This is a genomic window from Caballeronia sp. INML1, from assembly GCF_023631085.1.
In the GTDB taxonomy this organism is placed as follows: Bacteria; Pseudomonadota; Gammaproteobacteria; order Burkholderiales; family Burkholderiaceae; genus Caballeronia; species Caballeronia turbans.
In genome coordinates this window covers 83,033-94,480 of sequence record NZ_JALQDT010000049.1, presented here as the reverse complement: position 1 = coordinate 94,480, position 11,448 = coordinate 83,033, and the positions used below count along the sequence as shown (strand labels likewise).

11 protein-coding genes and 1 pseudogene are annotated in these 11,448 nt (G+C 64.9%); 4 read left to right on the top strand and 8 right to left on the bottom strand.

Translation table 11 applies throughout. The annotated features are described in order from the left end of the window. Positions 1-289 (top strand): annotated as a pseudogene (locus tag NCR38_RS15715) (hypothetical protein); the annotation flags it as partial. Positions 290-350: 61 nt separating this feature from the next. On the opposite strand, the gene NCR38_RS15710 reads toward NCR38_RS15715, so the two are convergent. From NCR38_RS15710 to NCR38_RS15690, 5 genes are all read right to left on the bottom strand, one after another. Then, positions 351-800: a PaaI family thioesterase gene (locus tag NCR38_RS15710; RefSeq protein ID WP_061116034.1), complete on the bottom strand. Its 450-nt coding sequence runs from the start codon at positions 798-800 to the stop codon at positions 351-353. Continuing rightward, positions 797-2,260 carry an efflux transporter outer membrane subunit gene (locus tag NCR38_RS15705; RefSeq protein WP_061116127.1) on the bottom strand — a complete coding sequence of 488 codons (1,464 nt, stop codon included), beginning with the start codon at positions 2,258-2,260 and terminating at the stop codon, positions 797-799. Before NCR38_RS15705 ends, NCR38_RS15710 begins: the two co-directional genes overlap by 4 nt. 16 nt (positions 2,261-2,276) lie before the next feature. Then, positions 2,277-3,851 (bottom strand): DHA2 family efflux MFS transporter permease subunit, encoded by a 1,575-nt coding sequence (locus NCR38_RS15700; protein WP_061116035.1) that lies wholly within the window; start codon positions 3,849-3,851, stop codon positions 2,277-2,279. Positions 3,852-3,862: 11 nt separating this feature from the next. Beyond that, entirely contained in the window at positions 3,863-4,954 is a 1,092-nt protein-coding gene (locus NCR38_RS15695) for an HlyD family secretion protein (RefSeq protein ID WP_061116036.1), read from the bottom strand. 157 nt (positions 4,955-5,111) lie between these two features. Next, entirely contained in the window at positions 5,112-6,050 is a 939-nt protein-coding gene (locus tag NCR38_RS15690) for a LysR family transcriptional regulator (protein ID WP_061116037.1), read from the bottom strand. 176 nt (positions 6,051-6,226) lie between these two features. Here NCR38_RS15690 and NCR38_RS15685 point away from each other — a divergent pair, with 176 nt between their 5' ends. Continuing rightward, positions 6,227-6,763 carry a carboxymuconolactone decarboxylase family protein gene (locus NCR38_RS15685; protein WP_061116038.1) on the top strand — a complete coding sequence of 179 codons (537 nt, stop codon included), beginning with the start codon at positions 6,227-6,229 and terminating at the stop codon, positions 6,761-6,763. 1 nt (position 6,764) lies between these two features. Here the strand turns inward: NCR38_RS15685 and NCR38_RS15680 are convergent, their stop codons facing one another. The 3 genes from NCR38_RS15680 to NCR38_RS15670 form a co-directional block, all read right to left on the bottom strand. After that, positions 6,765-7,532, bottom strand: a complete 768-nt coding sequence (locus NCR38_RS15680) for a slipin family protein (RefSeq protein ID WP_061116039.1) — start codon at positions 7,530-7,532, stop codon at positions 6,765-6,767. Between the two features lie 25 nt (positions 7,533-7,557). Further along, a complete protein-coding gene (locus tag NCR38_RS15675; protein ID WP_061116040.1) occupies positions 7,558-8,964 on the bottom strand; it encodes a nodulation protein NfeD in 1,407 nt (468 codons plus the stop codon). A 74-nt stretch (positions 8,965-9,038) separates the two neighbouring features. Next, on the bottom strand, positions 9,039-9,524 hold the full coding sequence (locus NCR38_RS15670) for a hypothetical protein (protein WP_061116128.1): 486 nt from the start codon (positions 9,522-9,524) through the stop codon (positions 9,039-9,041). A gap of 125 nt (positions 9,525-9,649) precedes the next feature. Here NCR38_RS15670 and NCR38_RS15665 point away from each other — a divergent pair, with 125 nt between their 5' ends. Both NCR38_RS15665 and NCR38_RS15660 read left to right on the top strand, forming a co-directional pair. Further along, on the top strand, positions 9,650-10,069 hold the full coding sequence (locus NCR38_RS15665; protein WP_061116041.1) for a secondary thiamine-phosphate synthase enzyme YjbQ: 420 nt from the start codon (positions 9,650-9,652) through the stop codon (positions 10,067-10,069). An 81-nt stretch (positions 10,070-10,150) separates the two neighbouring features. After that, positions 10,151-11,392 (top strand): aspartate carbamoyltransferase, encoded by a 1,242-nt coding sequence (locus NCR38_RS15660; protein WP_061116042.1) that lies wholly within the window; start codon positions 10,151-10,153, stop codon positions 11,390-11,392. Positions 11,393-11,448: the final 56 nt, after the last annotated feature.

Genomic DNA, 11,448 nt, shown 5'->3' with positions numbered 1-11,448 from the left:
CGCCCTTGACGAACATCCCCGCCTACACGCCGCACCCCCCCCCCCCCGCCCCCCCACCCGCCCCCCCCCCCCCCCCCCCCCGCGCCCCGCCCCCCCCCCCCCCCCCCCCCCCCCCCCCGGCGCGCCGGGCGCGCGTGCGTATGAAGTCTTCGTCAAGTGCTTCGAGGCGGGCGTGCTCGTGCGCTATACGGGCGATATCCTCGCGTTCTCGCCGCCGCTCATCATCGAAGACGATCAGATCGACCAGATCTTCGGCACGGTGAGGAAGGCGCTGGAAAGCGTGAAATAAGCGGCTTTCTCGTCGAGCCGACAGCCCGGTTCCTCGCGACGAGGCACCGGGCTTTTTTCTTTCATCGCTCCATGACGAGCAACGTCGATGTCGCCGATGCGAACAATCTGCCGCTCGCATCCCTCAAGGTCGCTTCGGCGAACGCGGCGCGGCGTCCGATCGACAGCACGCGACCCTCCGCGCGCAGCAAACCCGTATCGCGCGTGAGCGCCTTGTGATACGCGACCTTCAACTCGAGCGTCGTATAGGCTTGCGTCGCGGTCAGGCACGAATGCACCGAGCAGCCGCACGCGGAATCGAGCAGCGTCGCCGCATAGCCGCCGTGCACGGTGCCGATCGGGTTATACGCGTGATCGCCGGGCACGCCCACGAACACCGCCCTGCCCGCCTCCACTTCGATGAACTCGAAATCCAGCGACACCATGATGCCCGGCTTGCGTGCGCACGCGATCAGCTTGCGCAGTTGCGCGAGGCCGTCGAGGCCGGCGGCGGTTTCTTCGATCAGGCTCATTTCGTCGTCTCCGTTTTTTCGCTGGCGGTCTTGATTACGTCGTCGTCGCCGGTCACGCTCCAGCCGCCGCCCAGCGAGCGATAAAGCGCCACCGCCGCGAGCGCGTGTTCGCGTTTCGATTGATTCAGCGCATCGGCGTCGCGCAGATAGGATTGCTGGGCGTCGAGCACATCGAGAAAACTGGCCGCGCCGCCCTTGTACAACTGCGTCGAGAGCGTCAGCGACTGGCCCGATGCAGAGAGCGCATCGGTCAGGCGCGCGGTCGATTCGGTCGTGCTGACGAGATCGCTGCGCGTATCCTCGACATCCTTCAGGGCTTCGAGCATCGTCTGACGCAGACGCAGTTCCGATTCACGCATCTTGCTCTGGTTCTGCTCGATCTGCGCCGTGATGCGCCCGGCGTTGAAGATCGGGCTCGTCGCGTTGAGCGCGGCCGAGAACAGGTTGTCAGTCAGCGTCGGCAAGCCGAGATACGACGATGCGAGCAAGCCATCCGACAGTCGAAGCGAAAACTTCGGATAGCGCTCCGCACGCGCGACCCCGACTTCCGCCGCGCGCTGCTGCACGGTCGCGTACGCGACGAGCACATCGGGACGGCGCAACAACGCTTCGGACGGCAACATCTGCGGCGCGCCGCTCGCGGGCACCGGAATGACGGGCGCCGCGCCCGGATTCGCGAGCATCAGCTTGTCGATGGATTCCGGCGTGCGTCCCGAATACACCGCGATCAGGCTCAACTGATGCTGAATCGTCGCCTGCGTGCGCGGTACGCGCGATTGCAGATCGCTCAACTGATTCTGCGCCCGCGCGACATCGAGCTTCGTCGAGAGACCGTATTGCAGACGACGTTGCGTGAGCTTCAACGCGCGCTCGCGAATCTCCAGGTTGTCTTGCAGGATCTTCAGTTCGGCTTGCGCCCAGCGCAGATCGACATACGCGGCGGCCGTGTCGGCGGCGAGCGCGAGCCTGATGTGATCGGCCGCGTGTTCACGCCCGACGAGCTGCGCCTGCGATGCGAGCAATTCCAGGCGCTCGCCGCCGAACACATCGGGCGTCCAGCTCAACGTCAGGCCGAAGCCCGCCTGCTTCACATAGCCGAGCGGCGGCGGCGTGTTCTGGCGCGAGTACGATCCGCCCGCGCCCGCATCCAGTTGCGGCAGCAAGGCCGCGCGCCGTTGCGTCGTGAGCGCCTCCGCCTGCTTCACGCGCTCGACCGCCGCCTGAACATCGAGGTTGTCGTTCAACACCGACGCGACCAGTTCATGCATGACCGGATCGTTGAACTGATTCCACCATGTAGCGGGATCGACGGCCTGTTTCGGCACATCGACACTCCAGTCCGCGGGCGCGGTCGCGTTCACGGTCGCGGGAAGATCGGCGTGCGTCTCGGGCTGCACGGCGCACGCGGCGAGCGTCAGACATGTCACGCCTGCAAGTATGTGGGCGAGAAGTTTCTTCATGATCGAAGCATCCGGTTCAATGCGCATCCGAGGAAGGCGGCGCGCTCGTGATCGGCTTGGCGAACATCACCGTCATCAGGCCGAAAAGAAAGCACAGGGCGAGCACGTAGAAGCAATCGGCGAAGGTCAGCACGAGGGCTTCGCGCATCACGAGCGCATGCAGCGATGCCAGACCCGCCTGCGACGCATTCAGCGCATCGCCCGCGACGGATGCCAGATGCGCGGAGCTGCGCGAGAGCAGATCGTCGATGACAGGCCTGCCGATCGTCACGTTCTCATTCAGGCGCAGGTAATGCAGGTTGAGGCGATCGTTGAGCATCGTCGCGCTCACCGCGATGCCGATCGCGCCGCCGAGATTGCGCATCAGATTGAAGAGCCCGCTCGCCGACTTGAGCCGCGACGGCGGCAGCGAACCGAGGGCCATCGTCACGATGGGCGGCACCGCGAATTGCTGACCGATGCCGCGCAGTGCCTGAGGAAGAAGGAACTGTTGCCAGCCCCAGTCGTGCGTCAGCGGCGTATAGAAGTAACAGCCCGCGCCAAAGCAGAGCAGCCCGAATGCGAGCAGCACGCGCATGTCGATGAAACGCGACGCGAAACCGTACACGCCGATGGAAAGCAACTGGAAGCAGCCGACCGACAGCAGCGCGAGACCGGTATCCAGCGAATCGAAGCCCCGCACGCGGGCGAGAAACACCGGCGTCAGGAACACCGACACGAAGATGCCGATGCCCGTCACGAACGACAGCACACTGCCGATCGCGAAGTTGCGCACGGCGAGCGCACGCAGATCGACGATCGGGTCCTTCGCCGTGAATGCATGCACGAGGAACAGGAATCCGCAGATCGCCGAAATCCACGTACACGCGATGATCACCTCATCGCCGAACCAGTTCTTGCGCGGCCCTTCCTCGAGCACGTATTCCAGACAGCCGAGAAAGCCCGACATCAACACGATGCCGAGATAGTCGCCTTTTTTCAGCAGCGAAAGATCGGGCGCATCGACATGCACGTACTTCGGCACGAGCAGCGCGACGACGAGACCCGGCACGACGTTCAGATAGAAGAGCCAGTGCCACGACCATTGATCGGTGATCCATCCGCCGATCACGGGTCCGATCGCGGGCGCGAGCGACGCCAGCGCGCCGATCGTGGTCGATGCAATCAATCGCTGCTTGCCGGGAAAGAGCACGAACGCGGTCGTGAACACGGTCGGGATCATCGCGGCGCCGAGCGCGCCTTGCAGGCCGCGAAAGAGGATCATCGAGTTGATGTCCCAGGCCATGCCGCACAGCATGCTCGTGATCGTGAAGCCGACCGCCGAGGCAACGAAGAGCCAGCGCGTGGAGAACACTTTCGAGAGCCAGCCCGACATCGGAATGACGAGAATTTCCGCGATCAGATACGACGTCTGCACCCAGGACAGCTCATCCTGGCTCGCGGACAAGCCGCCGCCGATATCCTTCAGCGACGAGGCCACGATCTGAATATCCAGCGTCGCCATGAAGAAGCCGAGGCACATCAGCGCGAACGCGAACACGCGCTGTTTTATCGGCTGGCTCGCGGGATCGGAGGGAATGGTGTGGGTCATCGCCGCGCTCCTCAGCCGTTCGACTGCTTGCCGAGATGAACCTTGACGGTCGCCGAAAGGCCGGGACGCAGGACCGATTCCATGCCCTTCGGCACATCGAGACGGATGCGCACGGGCACGCGCTGCACGATCTTCGTGAAGTTGCCGGTTGCATTCTCCGCCGGCAACACACTGAAGGTGGCGCCCGTGGCAGGCGCGAGACTGTCGACGTGGCCGGTGAGCGGCACGCTCGATGCGTCCAGCTCGATGTCCGCTTCGTCGCCCGCGCGCATCTTCTTCAGCTGGTCTTCCTTGAAGTTCGCATCGACCCAAAGGCCGCTGGAAGGCACGATGGTCAGGAGCGAAGTACCGACGTTCGCGAGCACGCCCACGCGCGCCGTGCGATTGCCGACGTAGCCATCGACGGGCGAGCGGATCGTCGTGTACTCGACATTCAGTTGCGCGACGCGGCGTGCCGCTTCGGCCGTCGCAACGCGCGCCTGGGCATCCGCGATCTGCGCTTCGATCACGCTCGACTGGCGCTTGGCCGCCACCAGCGACGCGCCGCTTCGATCCACCGCCGCCTGCGCCTTCGTATAGTCGGCGTCCGCGCGTTCGACGATCTGGTTCGACACCGCATCGTCCTTCACGAGCTCGCGATAACGCGAGCGATCCTGTGCGCTGCGCGTGAGTTCCGCCGACGAAGCGCGCACTTCCGCCTGCTGCTGGTTGATGACGGCCGCCTGCAACGCATCCTTCGCCTGCAACTCGATCACCGCCGCACGCGCGCCCGCCAATTCGGCGTCGGCTTGCGCGAGGCGTGCGTCGTAGTCGCGCGCATCGAGGCGGATCAGCACCTGTCCGGCCTTCACGCGCTGGTTGTCCTGCACGAGCACATCGGTGACGAAGCCGTTGACCTTCGGCGCGAGCACCGTGACATCGCCGCCCACGTAGGCATCGTCGGTCGTCTGAACGAAGCGCAGCACGAGCGCCCACCAGGTCGCCGCGGCGATCAGCGCGAGCCCGACCAGCCCGAGCGCGAGCAGCATCCAGGGAATCTTGCGCGCCGGCCGCGCGAGGGCCGGCGCCGCGACCGATGGAATATTCGTCGTAGGTGTCGTCATTTGTGGTTATAGTGCATATGCACAATCTGAATTGAAGAAAGGGCAAATCCGCTGCCCGTCATAGCCCGGAAGACTAGATGTGCATATGCACCACGTCAACCGTCACGGCGCGCACGAATGAATAACGCTGGCGGAAAGAATCGCGGCGAGCCTTGCGTCACAAGGCTTGCAGGCCAGTTTTTGGCTCGCCGGACAGCACGCCTTCGTCGGCGCAAAAGCGCACCGCATGCTCGACGAACGCGCGCACCTTGGCCGGCAGGAGCGCGCGCGTGCTGTAGGCGATGCGAATCTCGATGGCGGAATCGACGCGCTCATACGCGTCGAGCAGCGTGACGAGCCGCCCCGCCCCGACTTCCTGCGCGATGAGCGCCGTCGGCAACACGCCGATGCCGAATCCCTGCAGCACCATCTCGCGATTGAACACCGCGCTGTTCGACGCGATGTCGTGATCGAGCGGCACGCGCAATTCCTCGCCGCCGATGCGAAACGTGAGCGCGGGCTTGCGGATCGACGGCGACATCGGCACGAACACATGATCGACGAGTTCGGACGGGTGACGCGGCGCGGGACGCTGCGCGAGATACGCGGGACTCGCGACGAGGACGAGCGGAATGGTTTCGAGCAGGCGCGTGACGGCCGTATCGGTGGAGAGCATGAACGGCAGCACGATCGCGAGATCGTAGCCCTCGCCGACGAGATCGATGGGCCGCTCTGTCAGCGTCACGTCGAGGCGCACCTGCGGATGCGCGCGCCGGAAACTCGCGACGAGCGGCGCATAGCGGCTCGTCATCACCGTCGTGTGCGCCACGAGCCGCAACAGCCCCGTCGCCTCGCTCGCGCGGTTCGATGCGCGCTCTTCCATCGCCTGGAGTTCGTCGAGCAGGCGCGAGCAGTCGGAGAAGAAGCGTTCCGCGGTCTCGGTCAATGAAATCTGCCGCGTCGTGCGATTGAAAAGCCGGCTGCCGAGTCGCTCTTCGAGGCCCGCGATCGCGCGCGACACGACGGGCGGCGACAAGCCGAGTATGTCGGCCGCACGCGCGAAGCTCTTCGCTTCGACCACCGTGCAAAACACCTTCAGGCTCGTCAGATAGTCCATGTGCGTGATCGTGATGCGCGCGCAGAGCCTCGATCATGGCATGAAGCGGCTGCCTTCGCACGATGAGACGATCGCGCGGCTTAACGAGCCGCGCGAGCATTCACGCGAAAGACGCATGCGCCTAAAGTTCGATCCATGCCATCGCGATGGCCAACCACTGAACGAAGGAGCACACCATGTCACGTCTATCCCAGATCAACGTCAACGAAGCAACGGGCGCTACCGCCGACCTTTTCGCCGCCATCAAGAAGGCCGCCGGCCGCGTGCCGAATGCTTACGCGACCATCGGCACGCACAGCCCCGCCGCGCTCGGCGCCGCGCTCAACGGCGATGCGATTCTCGCGAAGAGCAGCCTCGACAAGGCCGACGTCGAAGCGATCAAGCTCGCCGTCAGCGAACTCGTGGGTTGTGACTACTGTGCCGCCGCGCACACTGTCGTCGGCAAGATGGTCGGGCTCTCGCAACGGGAAACGCAGCAGATCCGCGCGGGCGAAGCGACCGGCAATGCGAAGCGCGACGCGCTCGTGCGCTTCGTGCGGCACGTCGCGGGTTCCACCGGCACGGTCGATGCGGCGCGTCTGAATGAAGTGCGCGAAGCGGGCTACACGGAGGCGCAAGTCATCGACACGCTGTTCGCGATGAGCGTCATCAACTTCACGAACCTCGTGAATCGCGTGAACGACACGACGCTCGACTTCCCGGCGCTCGTCTGAGCTACGCCGAGCCCTTGGTCAACCGGTCGATGACGGAACTCACGAGATCGACCGGCACCGGAAAGATGATCGTCGAGTTCTTGTCGCCGGCGATCGACGTCAGGGTTTGCAGATAGCGCAGTTGCATCGCCTGCGGCGCCTGCGCGAGCATCTGCGCGGCCTGCAAGAGCTTTTCGGACGCCTGCAACTCCCCTTCCGCATGAATGATCTTCGCGCGGCGCTCGCGCTCCGCTTCGGCCTGTCGGGCGATCGCGCGGATCATCGTCTCGTTGATGTCGACGTCTTTGATCTCGACGTTCGATACCTTGATGCCCCACGCGTCGGTCTGCGAATCGAGCACACGCTGAATGTCGGCGTTGAGGCGCTCGCGCTCGGACAGCAGTTCGTCTAGCTCGTGCTTGCCGAGGATCGCGCGCAGCGTGGTCTGCGCGAGCTGGCTCGTCGCTTCGAGAAAGCGGGCGACCTGGATCACCGCCTTCTCCGGATCGACGACACGAAAGTACACGACCGCATTCACTTTCACCGAGACGTTGTCGCGCGTGATGACGTCCTGCGGCGGCACGTCGAACACGACGGTGCGCAAGTCCATGCGCACGACCTGCTGCACGACCGGAATGATCAGCACGAGCCCCGGTCCTTTCACTTTCCAGAAGCGGCCGAGCATGAACACGACGCCGCGCTCGTACTCGCGAAAGATGCGCACCGCCGATGCGACGATGAAGATGACGAACGCAATCAGGATGCCGCTGAAACCAAAGGTAAGCCCCATTTTCCAAGCCTCTTCGTCGATGTGTTCAGGAATGACCGGCCTCGCGTTCGCCGTCGATCGGCTCGACGGTCAGCGTCAGGCCTTGACGCGAGATCACGCGCACGCGCGCGCCTTCGTGCGGCAACGCCCGCGACGCGGCCGGCTGCACGCGCCATCGTTCGCCCCGCACGCGCGCCCAGCCGCTTTCGGACTCGTGCGCCAGCATCACGCCGATGCTGCCGAGCATCGCTTCGCCGCCGCTCACGACAGGCCGCTTGCGCGCCCGCAACGCGACGCCCGACACGGTGAAAACGAACAGCGCCGTGAAAAGCGCGAGCCCGATGACGACGCCGATGGGAATGCCGAAGCCCGGCACGTCCGTATCGATCAGCATGAGCGCGCCGATCGCGAACGCGATGACGCCGCCGATGCCGAGCGAGCCGAACGTCGGCAGAAACATTTCCGCGACCAGAAAGCCCATGCCGAGCACGATCAAGCCGAGTCCGACGAAACTGATCGGCAATAGTTGCAGAGCAAACAATCCGACGAGCAGGCAGATCGCGCCCGCCACGCCCGGCAGCACCATGCCGGGATTCGCGAACTCGAAGAAGAGCCCGTACATGCCGATCATCATCAGAATCAGCGCGACGCTCGGGTCCGTGATCGTCGCGAGAAAGCGGCTGCGCCAGTCGGGTTGCACGACGACGAGCGGCGCGTGTTTCGTCGCGAGAACGTGATCGCCGCTCACGGTTTTGACACGACGGCCGTCGAGCTTGGCGAGCAGGTCGGGAACATCGTTGGCGGTGAGGTCGATGACGTTCTGCGCCAGCGCTTCCGTCGCCGACAGCGCGACCGCCTCGCGCACCGCGCGCTCCGCCCATTGCGCGTTGCGTCCGCGCAGTTGCGCGAGGCCGCGGATGTAGGCGGCGGCGTCCTGCATCTGCTTGCGGGTTTCGGTCGATTGCCCGGCGGGTTCGGCGCGTGCGCCCGATGCGGCCTTGCCCGTGCCCGCCGGCTCGCGCTCCGGTCCGCCCAAGCCGAGCTGCACCGGCGACGCCGCGCCGAGGTTCGTGCCCGGCGCCATCGCCGCGACGTGGCTCGCGTAGGTGATGTACGTGCCGGCGCTCGCCGCACGCGCACCGCTCGGCGCAATGAACGCGGCCACCGGCACCGGGGACGCAAGGATCGCCTGGATGATCGAGCGCATCGAGAGATCGAGCCCGCCCGGCGTATCGAGTTCCAGCACGGCGAGCTGCGCGCGCTCGTCCGCTGCCCGGGCAAGCGCGCGCACGACGAAATCCGCGCTAGCCGGGCCGATCGCACCCTTCAGCGGAATCACGACGACCGGCGCGGTCGCGGCGGCGGGCGCGCTCATCGGCGCGAGTGCAAACCCGATCAGCAACAGCGCGCAGCGTGCGCAAGTCCACAGCCAGTCGGCGAGGTTCGTTCTCATCGGCGAAAACCGGGCGCGCGCGTGCGCGGCGGTTCCTCGTTTGGTCTCTCTTTTAGCTTAGGTCAATTGCGAAATCACGGCCGCCGTGTCGTGCGATCGATGACTTTTTCGACATCGGCCGTCTCACCGAGTGCCGACACGAAGCGCGCCGTGTCGAAATCGCGCGACACGCAGCCGTCGAGATAGATGAAGCGGCGCTGCAGCGTGAGCCAGAGGCTCGTCTTCTCGCGCCATTGCAGCGACGCGTTCAGCGAATTCAGGCGGCGCGTCACGCTTTCGGCGATCTCCTTGTCGTAGAGATAGCTGTTCGAAAGGCGGCAGCGGCCCGCGATCCAGCAGCTATTGCCGCGCTCGATCCGGTAATGCGCTTCCTCCAGCCATTCGTGCGGGGTTTCGAACGGGCCGCGCGGCGCGGCGCAATCGGCGATGGCGCTCGATACGTGCAGGAAGGGATCGTTGCCGCGATTCTCGCGTTCGTCGTCGGCGGCGCACGTGAGCGACGACGCCGCCAGCACGACGATGAACGCGAGCGTTTTTCTCTCTGAAAGCATTCGGACCATCGTGCGCGCCTTGCATCGAGCCATCGTCCAGACAGCATAGTTCATGGAATCGGAACGAACCGGCGCGCGGGAAGCCGGTAAACTCAGGAGGCGGCGCATCGCCCATTTCTCGCACCGAGACCGACATGAAACAGGCACTCCACCATCTGACGGTCGCGACAGGCTCGCGCGGCCTGCACGAAGTCACCCGCGACATCGACCGCTGGATCGATCTTCAGGACATTCGCACCGGCCTGCTCACGCTGTTTTGCCGGCATACGTCGGCATCGCTGCTGATTCAGGAGAACGCCGATCCCGACGTGCGCGCGGACCTCGAGCGCTACTTCGAGGCGGTGGCGCCCGAAGCGCCCGGCCGCTACGTGCACGACACCGAAGGCCCCGACGACATGCCCGCGCACCTGCGCACCGCCCTCACCTCCGTGCAGCTTTCGATTCCCGTCGAGGCGGGCCGCATGGTGCTCGGCACGTGGCAAGGCATCTACATCTTCGAGCATCGGACGGCGCAGCATCAGCGCGAGCTCGTCTTGCATCTGATCGGCGAGTGACCTAATATACGCACCGCGTATATTCAGGGAGCGGTGACGGTGACTCAGGACCTTCAGCAGCAGACGATTCTTCGTGACGCCATGCGGCGTCTGAACATGACCCGCGATGCCTTCGCGTCGCGCATCGGCGTGACACGGCGGGCGCTCGATACGTGGCTGCTGCCGGACGAATCGCCGGAATCGCGGGCGATGCCGGAAATTGCGGCGCGCTATGTCGGCGAGATTCTGGGCGGCATGCCGGAAGCGGGTACATATACGCAAAGCGCATATCAGACAATCGAATTCGAAGGCCGCCCGCAACTGCTCTCGATCGACCAGTTTTCGCGCGAATCCGCCGAGGCGCTGTTTCGCACGGCCGACATGATGCAGCCCATCGCGCGCCGCAAGAAGATCACGCGCGTACTGGAAGGCGCGGTGCTGGCCAACCTGTTCTTCGAGGCCAGCACGCGCACGCGAGTGAGTTTCGGCGCGGCGTTCGCGCGTCTCGGCGGCTCGGTCTGCGACACCACGGGATTCACGTTTTCGTCGATGGCCAAGGGCGAGTCGATTTACGACACGAGCCGCGTCATCAGCGGTTACGCGGATGCGATCGTCGTGCGGCATCCCGAGCAAGGCTCCGTCGCGGAATTCGCGCGCGCGACGAACATTCCTGTCATCAACGCCGGCGACGGTCCGGGCGAGCATCCCAGCCAGGCGCTGCTCGATCTCTACACGATCCAGCGCGAGTTTTCGCGTCTCGGGAAGATCGTCGATGGCGCGCATATCGCGATGGTCGGTGACCTGAAGTACGGCCGCACCGTGCATTCGCTCGCCAAGCTGCTCTCGCTTTACAAGGGGCTGAAGTTCACGCTCGTCTCGCCGCGTTCGCTCGAAATGCCGGCGCATATCGTCGAGCGCATCGCGCGTGGCGATCACGTGATCGAACAAACGAGCGACCTGCGCGCGGGGCTCGCGGGCGCGGACGTCGTGTACGCAACGCGCATTCAGAAAGAGCGTTTCGCCGACGAACCCATCGAAGGTTATACGCCCGATTTTCAGATCAACCAGGCGCTCGTCGATGATGCGTGCGGACGCGATACGCTCATCATGCATCCGCTGCCGCGCGACAGCCGCCCAGGGGCGAACGATCTCGCCACCGATCTGAATCACGACTCGCGCCTCGCCATCTTTCGCCAGACCGACAACGGCATTGCCGTGCGCATGGCGATCTTCGCGGTGCTGCTGGGGGTCGAGCATCAGGTGCGTCATTCGATGCGCGACGCGGCGTGGAAGTCGCCTGCTTCCATCGGCCCGGACGATGCCGTGTTCCCGGGTTTCGATTGATACGTTTTTTACACGCCGCGGCGCTCTCTTAGCGTGACGTTGACGAAACCCGACCT

Excerpts from the sequence above, each read along its gene's own strand:
- NCR38_RS15660 (WP_061116042.1), top strand. The coding sequence starts at position 10,151 with ATGCGGCGTCTGAACATGACCCGCGATGCCTTCGCGTCGCGCATCGGC.
- NCR38_RS15690 (WP_061116037.1), bottom strand. The coding sequence starts at position 6,050 with ATGGACTATCTGACGAGCCTGAAGGTGTTTTGCACGGTGGTCGAAGCG.
- NCR38_RS15665 (WP_061116041.1), top strand. The coding sequence starts at position 9,650 with ATGAAACAGGCACTCCACCATCTGACGGTCGCGACAGGCTCGCGCGGC.
- NCR38_RS15710 (WP_061116034.1), bottom strand. The coding sequence starts at position 800 with ATGAGCCTGATCGAAGAAACCGCCGCCGGCCTCGACGGCCTCGCGCAA.
- NCR38_RS15705 (WP_061116127.1), bottom strand. The coding sequence starts at position 2,260 with ATGAAGAAACTTCTCGCCCACATACTTGCAGGCGTGACATGTCTGACG.
- NCR38_RS15670 (WP_061116128.1), bottom strand. The coding sequence starts at position 9,524 with ATGGTCCGAATGCTTTCAGAGAGAAAAACGCTCGCGTTCATCGTCGTG.
- NCR38_RS15685 (WP_061116038.1), top strand. The coding sequence starts at position 6,227 with ATGTCACGTCTATCCCAGATCAACGTCAACGAAGCAACGGGCGCTACC.
- NCR38_RS15695 (WP_061116036.1), bottom strand. The coding sequence starts at position 4,954 with ATGACGACACCTACGACGAATATTCCATCGGTCGCGGCGCCGGCCCTC.
- NCR38_RS15680 (WP_061116039.1), bottom strand. The coding sequence starts at position 7,532 with ATGGGGCTTACCTTTGGTTTCAGCGGCATCCTGATTGCGTTCGTCATC.
- NCR38_RS15675 (WP_061116040.1), bottom strand. The coding sequence starts at position 8,964 with ATGAGAACGAACCTCGCCGACTGGCTGTGGACTTGCGCACGCTGCGCG.
- NCR38_RS15700 (WP_061116035.1), bottom strand. The coding sequence starts at position 3,851 with ATGACCCACACCATTCCCTCCGATCCCGCGAGCCAGCCGATAAAACAG.